21 protein-coding genes are annotated in these 19,743 nt (G+C 61.3%); 7 read left to right on the top strand and 14 right to left on the bottom strand.

Annotation, left to right across the window (positions count from 1 at the left end):
- Positions 1–3: 3 nt before the first annotated feature.
- The 7 genes from gcvH to arcD (EJ576_RS15755) form a co-directional block, all read right to left on the bottom strand.
- Positions 4–387: a glycine cleavage system protein GcvH gene (gene gcvH, locus EJ576_RS15785; protein ID WP_010208126.1), complete on the bottom strand. Its 384-nt coding sequence runs from the start codon at positions 385–387 to the stop codon at positions 4–6.
- Between the two features lie 395 nt (positions 388–782).
- Positions 783–2,291 carry a sigma-54-dependent transcriptional regulator gene (locus tag EJ576_RS15780; RefSeq protein ID WP_122728563.1) on the bottom strand — a complete coding sequence of 503 codons (1,509 nt, stop codon included), beginning with the start codon at positions 2,289–2,291 and terminating at the stop codon, positions 783–785.
- Positions 2,292–2,420: 129 nt separating this feature from the next.
- Positions 2,421–2,783: a DUF5064 family protein gene (locus tag EJ576_RS15775; RefSeq protein WP_122728561.1), complete on the bottom strand. Its 363-nt coding sequence runs from the start codon at positions 2,781–2,783 to the stop codon at positions 2,421–2,423.
- Between the two features lie 18 nt (positions 2,784–2,801).
- Entirely contained in the window at positions 2,802–3,731 is a 930-nt protein-coding gene (arcC, locus tag EJ576_RS15770; protein ID WP_068935003.1) for a carbamate kinase, read from the bottom strand.
- Positions 3,732–3,872: 141 nt separating this feature from the next.
- Positions 3,873–4,883 (bottom strand): ornithine carbamoyltransferase, encoded by a 1,011-nt coding sequence (locus EJ576_RS15765; protein WP_016973242.1) that lies wholly within the window; start codon positions 4,881–4,883, stop codon positions 3,873–3,875.
- Positions 4,884–4,952: 69 nt separating this feature from the next.
- On the bottom strand, positions 4,953–6,209 hold the full coding sequence (gene arcA / locus EJ576_RS15760) for an arginine deiminase (RefSeq protein ID WP_122728559.1): 1,257 nt from the start codon (positions 6,207–6,209) through the stop codon (positions 4,953–4,955).
- Positions 6,210–6,242: 33 nt separating this feature from the next.
- Positions 6,243–7,670: an arginine-ornithine antiporter gene (gene arcD / locus EJ576_RS15755; protein ID WP_126570681.1), complete on the bottom strand. Its 1,428-nt coding sequence runs from the start codon at positions 7,668–7,670 to the stop codon at positions 6,243–6,245.
- Between the two features lie 449 nt (positions 7,671–8,119).
- Between arcD (EJ576_RS15755) and arcD (EJ576_RS15750) the strand changes: the two genes are divergently transcribed.
- Both arcD (EJ576_RS15750) and EJ576_RS15745 read left to right on the top strand, forming a co-directional pair.
- Positions 8,120–9,547 carry an arginine-ornithine antiporter gene (arcD, locus tag EJ576_RS15750; protein WP_123478517.1) on the top strand — a complete coding sequence of 476 codons (1,428 nt, stop codon included), beginning with the start codon at positions 8,120–8,122 and terminating at the stop codon, positions 9,545–9,547.
- Positions 9,544–10,407, top strand: coding sequence for a DNA-3-methyladenine glycosylase (locus EJ576_RS15745; protein ID WP_126570680.1), 864 nt, complete (start codon positions 9,544–9,546; stop codon positions 10,405–10,407). The genes arcD (EJ576_RS15750) and EJ576_RS15745 overlap by 4 nt, the downstream gene beginning before the upstream one ends.
- 114 nt (positions 10,408–10,521) lie before the next feature.
- On the opposite strand, the gene EJ576_RS15740 is transcribed toward EJ576_RS15745, so the two are convergent.
- From EJ576_RS15740 to EJ576_RS15710, 7 genes are all read right to left on the bottom strand, one after another.
- A complete protein-coding gene (locus EJ576_RS15740; RefSeq protein ID WP_122728551.1) occupies positions 10,522–11,871 on the bottom strand; it encodes a CoA transferase in 1,350 nt (449 codons plus the stop codon).
- 40 nt (positions 11,872–11,911) lie between these two features.
- The gene (locus EJ576_RS15735) at positions 11,912–13,255 is read right to left on the bottom strand and encodes a HAMP domain-containing sensor histidine kinase (protein WP_126570679.1); all 1,344 of its coding nucleotides are present in this window, start codon (positions 13,253–13,255) and stop codon (positions 11,912–11,914) included.
- 68 nt (positions 13,256–13,323) lie between these two features.
- A complete protein-coding gene (locus tag EJ576_RS15730; RefSeq protein WP_126570678.1) occupies positions 13,324–13,788 on the bottom strand; it encodes an LTXXQ domain protein in 465 nt (154 codons plus the stop codon).
- 145 nt (positions 13,789–13,933) lie between these two features.
- Positions 13,934–14,611: a response regulator transcription factor gene (locus EJ576_RS15725; RefSeq protein ID WP_003193803.1), complete on the bottom strand. Its 678-nt coding sequence runs from the start codon at positions 14,609–14,611 to the stop codon at positions 13,934–13,936.
- 7 nt (positions 14,612–14,618) lie between these two features.
- Positions 14,619–15,026, bottom strand: a complete 408-nt coding sequence (locus EJ576_RS15720; protein ID WP_028617723.1) for a translation initiation factor 2 — start codon at positions 15,024–15,026, stop codon at positions 14,619–14,621.
- Positions 15,027–15,132: 106 nt separating this feature from the next.
- On the bottom strand, positions 15,133–15,432 hold the full coding sequence (locus tag EJ576_RS15715) for a YciI family protein (protein WP_015885584.1): 300 nt from the start codon (positions 15,430–15,432) through the stop codon (positions 15,133–15,135).
- 1 nt (position 15,433) lies between these two features.
- Positions 15,434–16,030: a septation protein A gene (locus tag EJ576_RS15710; RefSeq protein WP_016975424.1), complete on the bottom strand. Its 597-nt coding sequence runs from the start codon at positions 16,028–16,030 to the stop codon at positions 15,434–15,436.
- 87 nt (positions 16,031–16,117) lie between these two features.
- On the opposite strand from EJ576_RS15710, the gene EJ576_RS15705 reads away from it, so the two are divergent.
- The 5 genes from EJ576_RS15705 (at position 16,118) to EJ576_RS15685 (ending at position 19,645) form a co-directional block, all read left to right on the top strand.
- Entirely contained in the window at positions 16,118–16,981 is an 864-nt protein-coding gene (locus tag EJ576_RS15705) for a PHP domain-containing protein (RefSeq protein ID WP_028617721.1), read from the top strand.
- A gap of 13 nt (positions 16,982–16,994) precedes the next feature.
- Complete coding sequence (locus tag EJ576_RS15700) at positions 16,995–17,624, top strand: L-threonylcarbamoyladenylate synthase (RefSeq protein ID WP_016975422.1); 630 nt, start codon at positions 16,995–16,997, stop codon at positions 17,622–17,624.
- A gap of 120 nt (positions 17,625–17,744) precedes the next feature.
- Complete coding sequence (locus EJ576_RS15695; protein ID WP_164365898.1) at positions 17,745–18,443, top strand: ScpA family protein; 699 nt, start codon at positions 17,745–17,747, stop codon at positions 18,441–18,443.
- A gap of 12 nt (positions 18,444–18,455) precedes the next feature.
- Complete coding sequence (scpB, locus tag EJ576_RS15690) at positions 18,456–19,388, top strand: SMC-Scp complex subunit ScpB (RefSeq protein WP_122728543.1); 933 nt, start codon at positions 18,456–18,458, stop codon at positions 19,386–19,388.
- Between the two features lie 65 nt (positions 19,389–19,453).
- A complete protein-coding gene (locus EJ576_RS15685) occupies positions 19,454–19,645 on the top strand; it encodes a DUF1289 domain-containing protein (RefSeq protein ID WP_025858413.1) in 192 nt (63 codons plus the stop codon).
- Positions 19,646–19,743: the final 98 nt, after the last annotated feature.

The raw sequence follows: 19,743 nt of genomic DNA, 5'->3' as shown, positions 1-19,743 counted from the left end.
TCCTCAGGCTTCAGCGTTGGCTTTGATCAGGCGGTCATACGCGTCCTGATCCAACAGTTTAGCGACCGCACCGGCATCGGCCGGTTTAAAGCGGAAGAACCAACCTTCGCCCATCGGGTCTTCGTTGACCAGCTCCGGGCTGCCATCCAATTTGTCGTTCACTTCAAGGACTTCACCGTCCAGAGGCATGTAGACGCCGCTGGCCGCTTTGACCGACTCAACGGTGGACGCCTCGGCACCCTTGTCATAGGCCTGCAACTCCGGCAGTTGCACGAAAACCACATCACCCAGCGCGTTCTGCGCGAAAGCGGTGATACCCACGGTGACGCTGCCGTCAGCTTCGGCGCGCAGCCATTCGTGATCTTCAGTGAAACGCAACTCGCTCATGGAAACTCCTCAGGGCCAGATTCGTCTGGTGGACGGGATTGGAATAATGAGGAGTTGCTTAGCAATATCGCGGCCAACGTTGTTAAGTCGTTATAAATCAACGAGTTAAATAAGACGGTTATGACGATATGCCGGTTGGCTGTAGCGATTTCGCTACACTCGGGCGCCTGAAAAAAAGCCTATGTGGATCAAAGCCTTGCATGGCGCGCAAAAAACAAGGTTGTAGCGAAATCGTTCCGCTGTAGCGCTTTCAGTACACTGGATGTCGTTCCTGGACCAAAACTTAAAGCTCGAATTGCAATTCCTGTGGGAGCTGGCTTGCCTGCGATAGCGGTGTGCCTGGCCCACCGCTATCGCAGGCAAGCCAGCTCCCACATTTTGATCAGTGTTCGGCTTCAGGGCTTATTTGGAATGCCGTATTTGCGCAGGCGATGGGCGATGGCCGTGTGCGAGGTCTGCAACCGGCTGGCCAGTTGGCGGGTCGAGGGGTAGCTGGTGTAAAGCGTTTCCAGCAGGTTGCGCTCGAAGTCTTCCACCGCCTGCTCCAGGCTGTCGATTTCACCGTCGCTCTGGCGCGCCACTGACGTGCCGGCGATGTCCAGGTCGCCAATGTCCACCAGGCTGCTTTCGCAGATGGCTGCGGCGCGGAAGATCACGTTCTGCAATTGGCGCACGTTACCCGGCCAGCGGTTGCCCAGCAGTGCCGGGTAAGTACCAGGCGCCAGGCGGCACACCGGGCGCTGGATCTGCGCGCAGGCCTGCTGCATGAAGTAGCGGGCCAGCAACAGGATGTCCTGGCCGCGTGCGCGCAACGGCGGTACTTCGACGTTCAGCACGTTGAGGCGATAGAACAGGTCTTCGCGAAAGGTGCCTTCACTGACCATTTTTTCCAGGTCGCGGTGGGTGGCGCTGAGGATGCGCACATTGACCTTCACTTCACGGTCCCCGCCCACGCGCCGGAAGCTACCGTCGTTGAGAAACCGCAGCAGCTTGGCCTGCAAGTACGGCGACATCTCACCGATCTCATCCAGAAACACCGTGCCCTGGTTGGCCAGCTCCATCAGCCCCGGCTTGCCACCGCGTTGAGCGCCGGTAAAGGCGCCCGGCGCATAACCGAACAACTCGCTTTCCGCGAGGTTTTCCGGCAGCGCCGCGCAGTTCAACGCCAGGAAGGGCGCACTGTGGCGCGCGCTGATCGCATGGCAGGCGCGCGCCACCAGCTCTTTGCCGGTGCCGGTTTCGCCCTGGATCAACAACGGTGCATCCAACGCCGCCACCCGCTGCGCGCGGGCCTTTAGCGTGCGGATGACCGGGGATTCACCGAGCAGCGCGTCAAACCCTTCGGCATGGTCGTGGTGCAGCGCCGACAGTTGTTCGCCGATGCGATTGGGCTGATAGAGGGTGAGCAGGGCGCCGGCGTCGGTGATCGGCGTGGCGTCCAACAGCAGGGTCTGACCGTTGACGCTGATCTCGCGCAGCGGCAAGCGGAAGCCTTGCTCCAGCAGGGTGTCGAGTAGCTTCGGGTCATTGAACAGCTCGCTGATGCTTTCGCCGGCTGGCTCACGCCCATACAGGGCGATAAGCGCCGGGTTGGCCAGCAGGATCTTGCCCGCGCTGTCCAGCGCCAGTACCGGGTCGGTCATGGCGGCCAACAGGGCGTCGAGTTGCAGGTGGCGGCGTTGGCCAGGGAGGATGTCCACCACGGTGACGGCCTGTACGCCGTGCACGCTGAAAAGGGCGTCGCGCAGTTCTTCAAGCACCTCGGCGCTGAGGGTCGGTGCGTCGATGTAGACATTGGGCGGCACCATCTCCACCGCATCCAGGTTGAGATTGCGCCCACCGAGCAGGGCCAGGACTTCCTGGGTGATGCCGACGCGGTCGATGAAGCTGACGTGGATACGCATGGGGGGCTGGCAATTCTGAGGAGCTGGAGGCGGCAAGTATGCCTTGCAGATGTTGGAGATCAAAATGTGGGAGGGGCGGTGCGACGATTCGACTTGCCCCCTCCCACAGTTGAAGCTGAGTTGTGACCTTTATTCCAGGTGTTCAGGCTTGATCGGGTCCCCGGCCTTCACATCCAACTGTTGCCGCACATCCTCGAACATCTGGTCGTACTGCTTGTGCATCGAGCCGTTCAACACGGCAATCTTCGGCATGCCGTATTTCTGCGCGATGTTCATCGCATGCCGGGCAAAGTCGAACGCCTGGTCCTTGGGCAGGAAAAACTCCTCCTTCAGGTCCTTGCCCTGCACCGAGCCATGCAGCTTGAACAGCATCCCCTTGCCTTCCTTGGGATCCTGGCTGACTTCGTAGTCGATGCACAGGTTGTAGCTGTAGTCATCCTTGTTCAGCGCGTGACGTTCAACGTGCAAGTGACCCGGTTCAAAGGTGGCCATAGGCGTCTCTCCTCTACTTCACAGATAGGTGATGCCAGGTGTTGCCGTGCTGATGCGCGTACCGGCGCTGCCCTGGACGATGGCTTCGATGTCCGAGAGTGAACCGATGACGGCGGTTTTGCCAGTCTGGCGGGCGAACTCGCAGGCGGCTTGTACCTTGGGGCCCATGGAACCGGCGGCGAAGCCGAGTTTTTCCATGTCGTCGGGGTGGGCCTGGCCGATGGCTTTCTGGGTGGGTTTGCCGAAATCGATAAAAGCGGCGTTGACGTCAGTGGCGATCACCAGCAAATCGGCTTCCAGTTGGCTGGCCAGCAGCGACGAACACAGGTCTTTGTCGATCACCGCTTCAATGCCGCGCAGCTTGCCGTCCTCGCCGTACATCGTCGGAATGCCGCCGCCGCCGGCACAAATCACGATACTGCCTTTGTCCAGCAGCCACGTGATCGGGCGAATTTCAAAGATGCGTTTGGGCCGTGGGCTGGCGACCACGCGGCGGTACTTGTCGCCATCCGGGGCAATGGCCCAGCCTTTTTCGGCGGCGAGTTTTTCCGCTTCGGCTTTGGAGTACACCGGGCCGATGGGCTTGGTCGGGTTCTGGAAGGCCGGGTCCTTGGCGTCCACTTCGACTTGGGTGAGTAGGGTGGCGAACGGCACTTCGAAGTCCAACAGGTTGCCCAGTTCCTGTTCGATGATGTAACCGATCATGCCTTCGGTCTCGGCGCCGAGCACGTCCAGCGGGTACGGCGACACCTGGGTGTAGGCCGCCGCCTGCAACGACAGCAGGCCGACTTGCGGGCCATTGCCGTGGGCGATCACCAGCTCGTTGCCGGCATGAATCTTGGCGATCTGTTCGGTGGCGATGCGGATATTGGCGCGTTGGTTGTCCGCCGTCATGGGTTCACCACGGCGGAGCAGGGCGTTGCCGCCCAGGGCTACGACGATGCGCATAGCATATGTCCTTCTAAAAGCTCGGCTGAAGGAACGCGGCCAATGTGGGAGCTGGCTTGCCTGCGATGGCGGTGTATCAGGTATACCGCTATCGCGGGCAAGCCCGGCTCCCACATTGGATCGCATTGCCAGCTTGATGGGTTAGATATCTGCGAGTGCCGACACCAGAATCGCCTTGATGGTATGCATGCGGTTCTCCGCCTGCTCAAACGCGATGTTGGCCGGCGACTCGAACACGTCCTCGGTCACTTCCACGCCATTGGCCAGATTTGGATAACGCGCGGCGATGTCCTTGCCCACCTTGGTTTCGCTGTTGTGGAACGCCGGCAGGCAGTGCATGAACTTCACGCGCGGGTTACCCGAGGCTTTCATCATCTTGGCGTTGACCTGGTACGGCAGCAGTTGCTCGATGCGCTCGTCCCACGCTTCCACCGGCTCGCCCATGGACACCCAGATATCGGTGTGGATGAAGTCCACGCCTTTCACCGCTTCCTTCGGGTCTTCGGTGATGGTGATACGCGCGCCGCTTTCTTCGGCAAACGCCTGGCATTGCTTGATGAAATCTTCGTGCGGCCACAGGGCTTTCGGCGCGCCGATGCGCACGTCCATGCCCAGCTTGGCGCCGATCATCAGCAGCGAGTTGCCCATGTTGTAGCGTGCGTCACCCAGGTAGGCGTAGCTGATGTCATGCAGCGGTTTGTCGCTGTGCTCGCGCATGGTCAGGGTGTCGGCGATCATTTGGGTCGGGTGGAATTCAGCAGTGAGGCCGTTGAACACCGGCACACCGGCAAACTTGGCCAGCTCCTCGACGATTTCCTGTTCGAAGCCACGGTACTCGATGGCGTCGAACATCCGGCCCAATACGCGGGCGGTGTCTTTCATGCTTTCCTTGTGGCCGATCTGCGACGACACCGGGTCGATGTAGGTGACGTGGGCGCCCTGGTCATGGGCCGCGACTTCGAAGGCGCAGCGGGTGCGGGTCGAGGTTTTTTCGAAGATCAGCGCGATGTTCTTGCCCTTCAGGTGCGGACGCTCGGTGCCGGTGTACTTGGCGCGCTTGAGGTCGCGGGACAGGTCCAGCAGGTAGTGCAGCTCGCGGGTGGTGTGGTGCATCAGCGACAGCAGGCTGCGGTTGCGCATGTTGAAAGCCATGATGGATCTCCTTCTGTTTAGGTTATCCCCTTGGCCGGCGCCTTATGGGCGACGGCCAAGGCCTGGAAATTAATAGTCGATAGGGTCGCGGATGATCGGGCAGGTCATGCAGTGGCCGCCGCCACGGCCACGGCCCAGTTCACCGGCACTGATGGTGATGACTTCCACACCAGCCTTGCGCAGCAGGGTGTTGGTGTAGGTGTTGCGGTCGTAACCGATCACCACGCCCGGCTCCACGGCCACCACGTTGTTGCCGTCGTCCCACTGCTCGCGTTCGGCGGCGAAGCTGTTGCCGCCGGTTTCGACGACGCGCAGCGCCTTGAGGTTGAGGGCTGCGGCGACGGTTTCGAGGAAGTTGGTTTTCTCGCGCTGGATGTCGATGCCGTGTGGCTTGCTTTCATCCGGGCGCAGGGTGAACGGCACGATTTGGTTGACCACTTCGGGGAAGATGGTGACCAAGTCGCGGTCGCAGAAGCTGAACACGGTGTCCAGGTGCATCGCCGCGCGGGATTTCGGCAGGCCGGCCACGATGACTTTCTCCACCGCCTTGTTCTTGAACAGGTTGCGCGCCAGTTGGCCGATCGCCTGGTGGGACGAACGCTCGCCCATGCCGATCAGGACTACGCCGTTGCCGATGGGCATCACGTCGCCGCCTTCCAGTGTGGAAGCGCCGTGTTCCTGATCCGGGTCGCCGTACCAGATCTGGAAGTCGGCGTTGGTGAACTCCGGGTGGAACTTGTAGATGGCCGAGGCCAGCAGGGTTTCCTGGCGTCGTGCCGGCCAGTACATCGGGTTCAGCGTGACGCCGCCGTAGATCCAGCAGGTGGTGTCACGGGTGAACTGGGTGTTGGGCAGTGGCGGCAAGATGAAGCTGGAATGCCCGAGGAAGTCGCGGAACATCTCGATGGTCTTGCCACCGAAGCTGCTCGGCAGGTCATCGGCCGACACGCCACCAATCAGGAATTCGCTGATTTTGCGCGGCTCCAGGCTGCGCAGCCAGGAGCTGACTTCATCCACCAGGCCCAGGCCGACGGTGTTGGCGGTGATCTTGCGCTCCAGGATCCAGTCCAGCGCTTCGGGGATGGCGACGATGTCAGTGAGCAGGTTGTGCATTTCCAGCACATCAATATCCCGCTCGCGCATCTTGGTCACAAAGTCGAAATGGTCGCGCTTGGCCTGGGCCACCCACAGCACATCATCGAACAGCAGTTCATCGCAGTTGTTGGGGGTCAGCCGCTGGTGGGCCAAGCCTGGGGAGCACACCATGACTTTGCGCAGTTTGCCGGCTTCGGAATGTACGCCGTACTTCACTTTTTCCGTGGTCATTACAGATCCTCCAGTGAACAAAAGATTCAGGTGTTACAGGGTCAGGAAGCCGTCGTAGAGCCCATAGGCCGCCACCAGGGCGCCCATGACCACTGCGGCGAAAATCAGCTTCTCGACGTTGGTGAAAATCGGTTTGCCCAGTTCACGCTTGGCCTTGGCGAACAGAATCGCGCCGGGCGCATAGAGCAGGGCGGAGAGCAGCAGGTATTTGGTGCCGCCGGCATACAGCAGCCAGATCGCGTAGATCAGGGCGATGGCGCCGATGAACAGGTCTTTCTTGCGCTCTTTCAGCGCGTTTTCGTAGGTCTCGCCGCGCACCGCCAGCAACAGGGCGTAGGCCGCCGACCACAGGTAAGGCACCAGGATCATCGAGGTGGCGAGGTAGATCAGCGACAGGTAAGTGCTGGCGGAAAACAGCGTGATCACCAGGAACAGTTGCACCATGGCGTTGGTCAGCCACAGGGCGTTGACTGGCACATGGTTGGCATTCTCCTTGCGCAGGAACTCCGGCATGGTGTGGTCCTTGGCGGCGGCGAACATGATCTCCGCACACAGCAGCACCCACGACAGCAGCGCTCCCAACAGCGAGATGATCAGGCCGACGCTGATCAGCACCGCGCCCCAGTGGCCCACCACGTGTTCCAACACGGCGGCCATCGATGGGTTTTGCAGCTTGGCCAGTTCCGGTTGGGTCATGATGCCCAGGGACAGCACGTTCACCAGCATCAGGAACAACAGTACGGTGATAAAACCGATCACCGTGGCCTTGCCCACGTCGGAGCGTTTTTCCGCACGGGACGAGAAGATGCTCGCGCCTTCGATGCCGATGAATACCCAGACGGTGACCAGCATCATGTTGCGCACCTGGTTCATCACACTGCCCAGGTCCGGGTTTTTCACGCCCCAGATGTCAGCGGTGAAGATGTCCAGCTTGAATGCAAACAGCGCGATCAACACGAACAGCACCAGTGGCACGACCTTGGCGACGGTGGTCACTAGGTTGATGAATGCCGCTTCCTTGATGCCGCGCAGCACCAGGAAATGCACGGCCCACAGCAGCACCGACGCACCGATCACCGCTGCCGGGGTATTGCCTTCGCCAAAGATCGGGAAGAAGTAACCGAGGGTGCTGAACAAGAGTACGAAGTACCCCACGTTGCCCAGCCAGGCGCTGATCCAGTAGCCCCAGGCTGAAGAGAAGCCCATGTAGTCGCCGAAGCCGGCCTTGGCGTAGGCATACACGCCGCCGTCGAGGTCGGGTTTGCGGTTGGCGAGGGTCTGGAACACAAACGCGAGGGTCAGCATGCCGATGGCGGTAATCACCCAACCAATCAACACGGCGCCGACATCGGCACTGGCGGCCATATTTTGCGGCAGTGAGAAGATCCCGCCGCCAATCATTGAGCCGACGACAAGTGCAACCAGTGCGCCCAATCGAAGTTTTCCGGGAGATTCAGACATCGCATAACTCCAATGCAGGAGAAGAGAGACCACAGAATAAATCCGTGCGCTAATCAAACAGCTGACTCAGATCACTTCATTGGCACATTCCATTGTGAATTAATGACTTAGGGTGCAAAGCCGTGGGCAATAGTTTTCCGCGCAAAGGGGCTTTCCAGAGCGATCCCTGCGGTATTGGTTAATCATTTAGTGCTACGTGTGGACGTTTTAAGCTAGTCCGTTTTTCCGAATGTGCAAACTTTTCATACAGGCGACAATAAGTAGCCAATACACGACAAAGTAGTTGCTGTATTTAAATTCTAAATAAGCCTAAACCCTATAAACTGTCATGCCCTTGGGTTATCGGCGCCGTGTTTTATCGCGGTCTCTAATAAACGCTACACTCGCTGGGTTAATTAGTTGAGTGCACAGTTGTCAGCTAAAAGCATTTTATTCATTCAGGAGTGTTCATGTCCCAACCCGCCCAGAAACTTCGGCTCAGTGCCCTGATCGCCCTGGTAGTGGGGTCGATGATCGGCGGGGGGATTTTCTCGTTGCCGCAGAATATGGCCGCACGCGCCGAGGTGGGCGCCGTGCTGATCGGTTGGGCGATCACCGCCGTGGGTATGTTGACCCTGGCCTTCGTGTTCCAGACCCTGGCCAACCGCAAGCCTGAATTGGACTCGGGCGTGTATGCCTATGCCAAGGCCGGCTTCGGCGACTACATGGGCTTCTCGTCGGCCTGGGGTTACTGGATCAGCGCCTGGATGGGCAATGTGGGTTACTTCGTGTTGCTGTTCAGCACCCTCGGTTATTTTTTTCCGATATTCGGTCAGGGCAACACGCCGGTGGCCATCGGCTGCGCGTCCTTGCTGCTGTGGGCCGTGCATTTTCTGGTGCTGCGTGGGATCAAGGAGGCCGCGTTTATCAATCAGATCACCACCGTGGCCAAGATCGTGCCGCTGCTGATGTTTATCGTGATTGCCGGCGTGGCATTCAAGGCAGAGATCTTCACTCGTGATATCTGGGGCGCGGGTAACCCGACTATCGGCAGCGTGGTGGACCAGGTGCGCAACATGATGCTCGTCACCGTGTTTGTGTTTATCGGCATCGAAGGCGCCAGCGTGTACTCGGCGCGGGCCGAGAAACGCTCGGACGTGGGCCGCGCCACGGTCATCGGTTTTCTGGGCGTGCTGGCACTGCTGGTGCTGGTGAATGTGTTGTCCCTGGGGATCATGAGCCAGCCGGAACTCGCGCACTTGCAGAACCCGTCCCTGGCAGGTGTGCTGGAACATATCGTCGGCCCCTGGGGCGCGATGGCGATCAGCATCGGCCTGGCGGTTTCGCTGCTCGGCGCCTTGCTGTCCTGGGCGTTGCTCTGTGCGGAAATCCTCTACGCCACGGCCCAGGACAAGACCATGCCGGCCTTCCTGAAAAAGGAAAACGTCAACCAGGTGCCGGTCAACGCGCTGTGGCTGACCAACGTGATGATCCAGGTCTTCCTGGTGATCACGCTGTTTTCCCACAGCACCTACACCACCCTGATCTACCTGGCATCCTCGATGATTCTGGTGCCCTACCTGTGGTCGGCCGCCTATGCGGTGCTGTTGAGCGGGCGCGGCGAAACCTATGAAGGCGCCCACGGCCAGCGCATGAAGGACCTGCTGGTGGGTCTGATTGCCCTCGGCTACGCCGTGTGGCTGCTCTATGCCGGGGGCTTGAAATACCTGCTGCTGTCGGCGCTGTTGTATGCGCCGGGTGTGATCCTGTTTGCCCTCGCCAAGCGTGAGCAGGACCAACCCTTGTTTACCCACATGGAAAAAGGCATTTTCAGCTGCGTGATCGCTGGCGCAGGGCTTGCGGCGTATGGGTTGTACAGCGGGGTGTTGTCGTTGTGAGACTGACGTATCAGCCGCCCTACGACTGGGCGGCAATGGTGGGGTTTCTGTCGGCGCGGGCGATCGGCGGGATGGAGACGGTCGAGGCGGGGGTGTACCGGCGCAGTATCAGCCTCGGCGGGCAGCACGGCTGGATCAGCGTGGCAATGGGGGATGGCGATTGGCTAGACGTGAAGGTGGATTTTCCAGAAGCGGCGGCGTTGCCTGAGATCGAACGGCGTCTGCGCACGATGTTCGATCTGGATGCCCAACCCCAGTTGATCAACCCGCAACTGGCGACGGACCCATTGATGGCGCAACTGGTCGCAGCGCGCCCGGGCTTGCGTGTGCCGGGCACCTGGGAGGGTCTGGAGCTGGCGATTCGCGCGGTGCTGGGCCAGCAAATCACCGTGGTGGCCGCGATTCGTCTGGCGGGCAAGTTGGTGGCGCACTACGGTCAGCCGTTGGCAACGCCGCATGTCGGTATCACCCATGTGTTCCCCGCTGCTGAGGTGTTGGCGGCGGCGGACCTGGCGACCCTGGGCATGCCCAAGGCGCGTGGGCGGACCTTGTCGGGTGTGGCCCAGGCGTTGCTGGATGATCCCCGATTGTTCGAACCCCAGGCCAGCCTCAAGGCCGGTGTGGCGCGGTTGGTGGCGTTGCCGGGCATTGGCGACTGGACCGCGCAGTACATCGCCATGCGCCAGATGCGCGAGGTGGATGCGTTTGCGTCGGGGGATATCGGCTTGATCAATGCGCTGGTGGCGTTGGAAGGTGGGCCGGTTTCGGCGCGGCAGTTGTTGGCGCGGGCTGAGGCTTGGCGCCCGCTCAGGGCGTATGCGGCGCAGCATTTGTGGACGTCGTTGCAAAGGTCGGATTGATAGTGCCTGTACTGGCCTCTTCGCAGGCAAGCCAGCTCCCACACTTGACCGAGTTGCCTGATTGGAATGCGGTCACCTGTGGGAGCTGGCTTGCCTGCGATAGCGGTGGTCAGCTCACCACTGCGGCCGGTGCGACCCCAATTCCCCAGCCGGTAAGTCCCACTGCAACGGCGTGCCGCTGATAGCGACCGGTGGCAACAATCGATGTGCCGGGCCCCAGGCTGTCTGCTCCGCCAACAGGCCTTGATCTGCTGGCTCTTCGGCGCGCAACGCTGGCTGCTCCGGCACCTGTCCCGCCTCTACCAGCAACTTCGCCGTACGCGCCAATGACAACCGCGCCGAACCACCCCGCCCGGTTTTCACCCGCTCACTGAATGCCTGGATCGCACTGGCCGCCATCAAATACCCGGTCGCGTGATCCAGCGCCTGCAACGGCAGGGGCACCGGTTTGTCCGTCTGTTTCCAGGCCATGCCAGCGGCGGCGATTCCGCTGCTCATCTGCACCAGGCTGTCGAAACCACGACGGTTGCGCCACGGGCCGCTCCAACCATAGGCGTTGAGGCTCACGTCGATCAGGCCGGGGGCGAGGGTTTGCAGTCCATCGGAGGTGTAACCCAGCTGTTCCAGGGCATCGGCGCGGTAGCCGTGGAACAGGATGTCGGCTTCCTTGAGCAGGCCTTCGAAAACCTGCCGGCCTTCCGGGCTTTTCAAATCCAGGCGGGCGCAGCGTTTGCCCAGGGTCATTTCCGGTACTACGCCGGGCTCATTCCAGGTGGGCGAATCGATGCGCAGCACGTCAGCGCCCAGGCCTGCGAGAAAGCGGCTGGCTACCGGGCCGGCCAACACGCGGGTCAGGTCCAATACCTTGAGGCCCGCCAGTGGCCGCGCAACCGCGCCGAGCCAGGGCTTGTGGGTGGTGGTTGCAAAGGTCTGGCGCTGCACCAGTTCCTCAGCATTCACTGCCAGCCCTTGGGGATGTGCCTGCCAGGCTTGCCACTCACGCATCTGCGCGGCGCAACCCCCTTCATCGACAAGCGCCTGCTCCAGTTCGGCGGCGTTCCATTTGGCGACCTTGACGGCCATTTCGGCCCGGTCGGTCACCTTGCCCAGCACACGCTCAGCCGCCGCGCGGTGATGGGGCGCATTGGTGTGCAGTCGAATCCAGCCATCGGCGCTGGCATAGTCGCCGGCCACCGGGTCCCATAGCGGCGGTACTTGCCAGCCAACCGGGCGGATCGAAGAAGAAAACCAGAACGACGCAAGTCGCCGGTCCACGCTGACGCTGGGCAGGCGCCCGGTCTGTTGCTGGATCAGTTGCGCCACCGCCTGGCCGGCAGCGCCGATGCTGGCGCTGGCCAGCTCAGTCACGGCGAAGGTCGAGGGCAGGGCGCCGGCTTCGGTAAAGGTCAGTGGTGTTTGTGGTAGAGCGAGTGCGGCTTGGATGGGAGTCAGCAGGTCAGTCATCAAAGGCCCTCCGTAAGAGAAGGGCCACTATAGAAGATCATCAGGCCGGTGTGACAACCCCAGGTTCCAACGGCAGGTCGATACTGGCAACAAAACCGCCGTCAGGATGATTGGCCAAGATCAGGCTGCCACCATGGCGTTCGGCGGCGCGACGCGCAATCGCCAGGCCCAGGCCATGGCCTTGTGCGGTCTGGCCGGGGGCGCGGTAGAAGGGTTCGCCGAGCTGGCTCAAGTGTTCGGCCTCAACGCCGGGGCCGTTGTCGCGCACGCTGATCAGGATCCGATCACCCTGGCGCTGGGCGTGCAGTTCAATCGGCTGGCCCGGTGGATTGAAGCGCTGGGCATTGCGCAGCAGGTTATCCAACGCGCGTTCAATCATGGTCGGCCAGCCCTTCAGGTGCAGGTCGGTTTCGGCGTTCAGTTGCACTAGCTGGTCCGGCGCGCCGAGTTGGGCGTCCTTTTGCAGGGTCTTGAGCAGGGAAGTGAGGTCGACCTCTTCGGCGCTGGCGTTGTCGGCATCGACACGGGCCAGTACCAGGATTTCGCTGATCAAGGCTTCCAGTCGGTCGCATTCACGGGTCAAGCGCGGCCAGAGTTTTTCCCGCTCTTCGGGGCTGGCGCGTTCGGCCAAAGCCAGGGCGATACGCAGACGTGCCAGGGGCGAGCGCAGTTCGTGGGACACGTCGCGCAGCAACTGGCGCTGGCTGCCGATCAGGCTTTGCAGGCGGGCGCCCATGCGGTTGAAGTCGGTAGCCAGCACGCCGAATTCATCGCGGCGGTTGGCCAGGCGCGCCAAGCTGTTTTGCTGATAGGTGGCCTGGCCAAGGTCATGCACCGCGCCACGCAAACGGCTGAGGGGCCGGGTGATGGACAGTGTCACGAACAGGCTGAACAGGGTCAGCACCACCAGCGCAATTGCCAACGCGCTCAACGGCCACAAAAGGCTGCTGCGGTGCCAGGCGTCGAGTTCCGGGTGGGGGATGCGGTAGATCAGCAGGTAGGTGTCGCCGGTCTTTTCGCTGGTGTACTCGGCGGTCAGGCGGCGCCAGGGCAAGTGGCCGTCCTGGCTGTCATTCTGGCGCGCTTCGAAAGCGGCGGCGCGGCGCGGAAAGGTGCCGCGCACCACCGGCTCGCCGCTTTCATTCAGCACTTGTACGTCGATGTGGTACTGGCGCTTGCGCTGTTGCAGCATATCCTGGGCGGCATCCTCGCCCTGGGCTTCGTAGAGTTGGGTCCACTCTTCGGCCAGGTTATTGAGGCCGGGGTGACGGCTGAGAATCCAGGCGTCTTGATTGAGCATGTGCCCCAGCAGGATCGACAACCCGGCAACCAAGGCGATGGCCAGCCAGAAGCTGGCCAGGATGCGCCAGAACAATGAACGCACAGGAAACCCTCAAACAGGAAAAGCCCAGTGGCGAGGGCCACTGGGCTGGGAGTGTTAATGCGGGTGCATTATTGCGCTTTTTGCGGCTGTTGCGCTTTCCAGGCCTGGAATTCCTTCCATTCGGCGCGACGCTGTTCCTGCTGCTTGACGATCTCGTCGAACTTCTTCTGCTGGTCAGGCTTGAGGACCGCACGGATGTCCGCCTGGGTTTTCTGCTTGCCGGCGGCGATTTCGTCCTGCATGGCTTTCTGGTCAGCGGCTGGCAGTTTGTCCAAGTACTTCTTGGTCAGGTCTTTGCGAGCGTGCCATTGGTCGCCCATCAACTTGCCGATCTGCTGGCGCTGTTCCTTGCTCAGGTCCAGTCGGCTGAAAGGGCCGCCTTTGCCACGCGGACCGTGTTCACCGCCGTGGCCCGGGCCACCCATCATGTGGCCTTCCGGGGCGCCCATCGGGCCTGGGCCGTCAGGCATTGCCGCCATGGCAACGGTGGGCAGGGCAGCGGCGAACATCAAAGCGATAAGGGTCTTGCGCATGGTGATTCTCCTGTCTCTATTCCGGTGAGTCCGGATGTGAGTAGATTACGGAGATCAAGGTCAGCGGCGGTCAGGTGTGGGTAAAGCTTGGGTAAAGACGATTGGGGGGGAGCTGACAAAACCAGGAGCCCAGGGGCTCCCGATTTCAGAGGCTGTAATAGTAGCCCCGGCTACGCAATGCCACGATCCGTGGCCGGCCGTCCGGGTGTGGGCCGATCTTTTTGCGTAGGTTGCTGACGTGCATATCCAGGCTGCGATCGTAGAGGGTCAGCTTGCGGCCCAGGGCGATCTGCGCCAGTTCCTGCTTGTCCAGCGGTTCGCCGGGCTGGCGCAGCAGGGCTTCCAGCAGGCGGCTTTCGGAAACAGTCAGGGCAAACTCCTGCTCGTCGATGCTGACCACGCCGCGCACCGGGCTGAAGCACAGGTCGCCCAATTCCAGCTGGGTCGACACGGCAGCCGGATGGCTGCGGCGCAATACGGCACGCAAGCGGGCGGTCAGCTCGCGTGGGTCGCAGGGCTTGGCCAGGTAATCGTCGGCGCCCAGTTCGAGGCCGAGGATGCGGTCCAGCGGTTCGCCACGGGCCGAGAGCATCAGCACCGGCAGTTCCGGGTGGTCGTTGCGCAATTGCTTGAGCAACTCAAGGCCACTGCCGTCAGGCAGCATCACGTCGAGCACCACCGCAGCCGGGGCACTGTCGGCCAAGGCTTTGCGGGCGCTCAAGCCGTCATGGCAGGCACGCACCTGGAAGCCTTCCTGGCTCAACCAACTGGTCAGCAGCTCGCAGAGCTCCTGGTCATCATCTATCAGTAACAGCTCGCTCATGACTCACTCAATTTAGCCATTGTCGACGGCGACGGTGCCCACCACTGGCGAAGATCCCGCACAGCAGGGCGATCAGTGCGACGGCCCCGCCGGTGACGAACCATTGCTGTTGCTCGGTCAGCCAGCGGGTCAAGGCGCCGCCCTGTGTCTCTTTGAGTTGCTGGGCCAGGCGTTGGTTCTCTTGGCGAAGGCGACTCAATTGGGCGCTTTCGCGGGCAGCATCTGCGCTTTGCAGTTGCTTGCTCAGTTCTTCACGCTGGCGTTCGCTTTCTTTCAAACGTTGCTGCAACTCGGTGATCTGGGCGCCGACACTCAAGGACAGGGGCGTGGAACTGCCGGTGTTCGAGGTTTCTTCAGCGTGGGCCGAAGCCCCGATCATTACCACTGCCAACAGACACAACTGACGTAAGCGCATCGGAACTCCTGATTCCACACGAATATTCAGAACGTTGTCGGCAGGTTACCGAGAATAATGAGCCATTAGGCGTACGCCGAACCGATAAGGTTCGGCGCGGCCGTTATCAAGGCAGGACTTGCTTGAACGGCTTGATCACGACGTCAGCGTAAACGCCGGCGGCGACATAAGGATCAGCCTTGGCCCACGCCTGGGCATCGGCCAGGGAGGCGAACTCGGCAACGATCAGGCTCCCGGTGAAACCCGCATCGCCTGGGTCGTTGCTGTCTACCGCGGGGTGCGGGCCGGCCAGCACGATACGGCCTTCGGCCTGCAGCTGCTTGAGGCGCTCGACATGGGCCGGGCGTACGCTCAGGCGTTTTTCCAGCGAGTTGGCCACGTCGGTGGCAATGATTGCGTAGAGCATGTCAGTCCTCGGTTTTAGGCGTGGTAGGGGCAACGTCATGCAGGTGGCGCGACAGGTAGATACCCTGGCCTACCAGGAACAACACGGTCATGGCCAGGCTGCCGAACACTTTGAAGTCGACCCAGTAATCCTGGAAGGTAAAGGCCACGAACAGGTTGGCGGCGCCGCAGAACAAGAAGAACACGATCCAGGCCACGTTCAAGCGTGTCCACACCGGCTCCGGCAGGGTCAGCGCATGGCCCATGATTCGCTTGATCAGCAGGCGATCACCAATGAAGTGGCTGCCGGTAAACACCAGCGCGAACAGCCAGTTCACCACTGGCGCTTTCCATTTGAGGAAGGTTTCGCTGTGGAAGGCCAGGGTCAGTCCGCCGAATACCAGGCAGGCGATGAGGGTGAGCCATTGGCTTTTTTCCAGCTTGCGCTGGGAGATGAAGATAGCGCCATAGACGACGATAGAGCTGATGATCAGGACGGCGGTGGCGCTGTAGATGCCCCCGAACGACACCGGGTGACCGGCGATATCGATGACCCTGGGGTCGAGTTTGGTAACGATGAAAAACAGCAACAGCGGGATGAAGTCGATGAATTGTTTCACAGTAAGAGCCAGAAGCTGGATGTGGCGGCATAATAACAAACATCCTTGGTAGCGAAAGCGCCAGCTGACTTGAGGTTACACATCCCCGTGAATGTTGATTTGCACTGCCACAGCACGGCCTCCGACGGCGCCCTGGCGCCCGCGGTACTGGTTGCGCGTGCGTTTGAAAAAGGCGTGCGAGTCCTGGCGTTGACCGACCACGACACCCTCGAAGGCCTCGACGAAGCCCGGGTCGCGGCCCACAGCCTAGGCATGCAGCTGGTCAACGGCGTGGAATTGTCCTGCACCTGGGGCGGCGCCACCATTCATGTGCTCGGCTACGGTTTCGATCAACAGGCCCCGCCGCTGGTGCAGGCCATCGCCGATTTGCACGATGGCCGCTGGCTGCGGTCCGAAGAAATAAGTCGCAAGCTCAGCCTCAAAGGCATGCCCAACGCCCTGGATGGCGCCCGCGCCATCCAGCAGGAACTGGGCGACAGCGGCAATGCACCGGCCCGGCCGCACTTTGCCGACTGGATGGTGCGTGAAGGGTTTGTCAAAGATCGCGCCGAAGCCTTTCGCAAGTGGCTGGGCGCCGGCAAGTTGGGCGATGTGAAGCAACACTGGCCGACCCTGGAAGACACGGTCGGGACTCTGCGTGCCTCCGGCGCCTGGGTGAGCCTGGCCCATCCTTGGCATTACGATTTCACCCGCAGCAAGCGCCGCAAGCTGATCAGCGACTATATTGGAGCGGGCGGGCACGCGATCGAAGTGGTCAACGGGCATCAACCCGCCGAACAGGTTGGCAGCCTGGCGATTCTTGCCCGCGAATTTGGTCTGCTGGTCAGTGCCGGCAGTGATTTTCATGGTCCAGGTGGGTGGTCCGAAATCGGCGAGTATCGCCAGGTACCCGAAGACCTGCCGCTCTTGTCGGGGCGATTCAAGCATGACCCCATTACTGCCACCGTCTGAACAGGTAGAACACGTGAGTCAATTCTTCCAGATTCATCCGGAAAACCCCCAGGCGCGCCTGATCAAACAGGCCGTCGAGATCATTCGCGCCGGCGGCGTGGTGATCTACCCGACTGATTCGTCCTACGCCATCGGTTGCCAGATCGGCGACAAGGGCGCGGTGGAGCGTGTAAGACGCCTGCGCCAGTTGGACGACAAGCACAACTTTGCGCTGATCTGCAGCGATCTGTCCCAGCTTGGGCTGTTCGCCAAAGTCGATACCGGCACTTTCCGCCTGCTCAAGGCGCACACGCCGGGGCCCTACACCTTTATTCTCAACGCCACCCGCGAAGTGCCGCGCCTGCTGTTGCACCCCAAGAAGCGCACCATCGGCCTGCGGGTACCGGAACATCCCATCGCCCTGGCGCTGCTCGAAGAACTGGGTGAGCCTTTGATGAGCGTGTCGCTGATCATGCCGGGCGAAGATGAGCCGTTGTACGACCCTTACGAAATGCGCCGCCTGCTGGAAAAGCATGTCGACCTGATCATCGACGGCGGTTACGGCGGCAACAAAGCCTCCACCGTGATCAACCTGGCCGACGGCGAACCCGAGGTGATCCGCGTGGGTTGCGGCGACCCGGCCCCGTTCATGGTCGAGGCCTGAATGTCAGCCGTGGAAACCGTTGATCCCCAGGCGGACGCCCAGCAGGAACTGCCGTTTGCCATGGTGTATGGCCAGGCGGTCATGGAAATGCCCCTGGATCTGTACATTCCGCCGGACGCGCTGGAAGTCTTCCTTGAAGCGTTCGAGGGCCCGCTGGACTTGCTGCTGTACCTGATTCGTAAACAGAACATCAACATCCTCGACATTCCGGTGGCGGAAATCACCCGCCAGTACATGGGCTATGTCGAGTTGATGCAGTCGGTGCGCCTGGAGCTGGCTGCCGAGTACCTGGTGATGGCCGCCATGCTCGCCGAGATCAAGTCGCGCATGCTGCTGCCGCGCTCGGAGACGGTCGAAGCCGAAGAAGACGACCCGCGCGCCGAACTGATCCGCCGCTTGCAAGAGTACGAACGCTTCAAGGCCGCCGCCGAAGGCATCGACGGCTTGAGCCGCGTGGGCCGCGACGTCGTAGTGCCGAAACTCGACGCGCCTGAAGCCCGCGCGCGCAAGTTGCTGCCGGACGTGAGCCTGGAAGAATTGCTGATGTCCATGGCCGAGGTGCTGCGCCGTGGCGATATGTTTGAAAGCCACCAGGTCAGCCGCGAGGCGTTGTCGACCCGCGAGCGCATGAGTGATGTGCTGGAACGCCTCAAGGGCGGCGGTTTCGTGCCCTTTGTCGAGCTGTTCACCGCTGAAGAGGGGCGCCTGGGGGTGGTGGTGACCTTTATGGCGATCCTTGAATTGGTCAAGGAATCGTTGGTCGAGCTGGTCCAGAATGAGCCTTTTGCGGCTATCCACGTGCGGGCGCGAGCCGAATAAAGAGCTGAATCGATGAATCTGACTGAACCCCGCGAACTGGCGCCGCTGCTGGAGGCGTTTCTCCTGGCTTCTGGCAAACCGCAATCTTTGGAACGCCTGTTCGAGCTCTTTGAAGAAGCCGAGCGCCCTGAGCCGCCGGTGTTCAAGAAGGCGTTGGAGATCCTGCGCAAGTCCTGCGATGGCCGCGCCTTTGAATTGCGCGAAGTGGCGTCGGGTTACCGCCTGCAGATTCGTGAGAAGTTTTCCCCCTGGGTCGGCCGTTTGTGGGAAGAACGTCCGCAACGTTATTCGCGGGCGATGCTGGAGACCATGGCGCTGATCGCCTATCGCCAGCCGATCACCCGGGGCGAGATCGAGGATGTGCGGGGCGTGGCGGTCAACAGCCATATCGTCAAGACCTTGCTGGAGCGCGAGTGGATCCGCATCGTCGGCTACCGCGACGTGCCCGGCAAACCGGCGATGTTCGCCACCACCAAGGTGTTTCTCGACCATTTCAACCTGAAAAACCTCGACGACCTGCCGCCGCTGGCCGAACTGCGCGAGATGGAAGCCGAGCCGGTGCTCGATTTCGACGACGCGCCGGTCCCCGCGAGCCTGCAGGAATTGGCCGACGCCAGCGCCGAACCGGAAGAGCCGAAGGACGAGACCAGTTTCCATACGTTGTTGCTGGAATTGGACGACATGGAGCAGGGCATCAAGACTGACTTCGATGACCTGCTGCGTGACGGCGTCGCCGAACCTGAAACTCAATCGAACGTTGAGGCTGAGCCTGAAGTCGAAGCAGAACCTGAGCCAGAGGAAGACATCCTTGGCGTTGCTGAGGCCCGCGAAAAACTCCTCGCCGCCGTCGCCGCTCTCGAACAACCGCCTTTGAGCGACGAAGAAGACGAAGCCCGGGCCCTGGCCGAAGCCATCGAAGCCGAGCGCCGGCAGTTCGAAGACTGACGCAATACGCCGCATTCGCGGGCAAGCCCGCTCCCACATTTGATCTCCATTGTCTGGGAGAAACCATGAGCTCCACCAAAGACCCGTGCATCAGCATCTGCAAATTCAGCGATGACATCTGCGTCGGCTGCGGCCGCAGCAAGCGCGAGATCCGCGCCTGGAAGAAACTCGACAAAGCCGATAAACGCACGGTTCTGGCTGAAGCCGAACTCCGATTGTTAGCCCTGGGCGCCACCGGTCGGCGGAAAAGCAAATGATTACGGCCTTATCGACTAGTCTCTGATGCGCAACGCGCACCATGCGCGTATGATTCGCGACCCTTTGCCGAGCTATTCGGCCAAAGCCCCGCTTTCAA

It is taken from the genome of Pseudomonas sp. C 49-2, from assembly GCF_003970195.1.
Lineage (GTDB): Bacteria > Pseudomonadota > Gammaproteobacteria > Pseudomonadales > Pseudomonadaceae > Aquipseudomonas > Aquipseudomonas canadensis.
The sequence above is the reverse complement of the archived record's forward strand: the minus strand, read 5'-3'. Positions and strand labels throughout refer to the sequence as shown.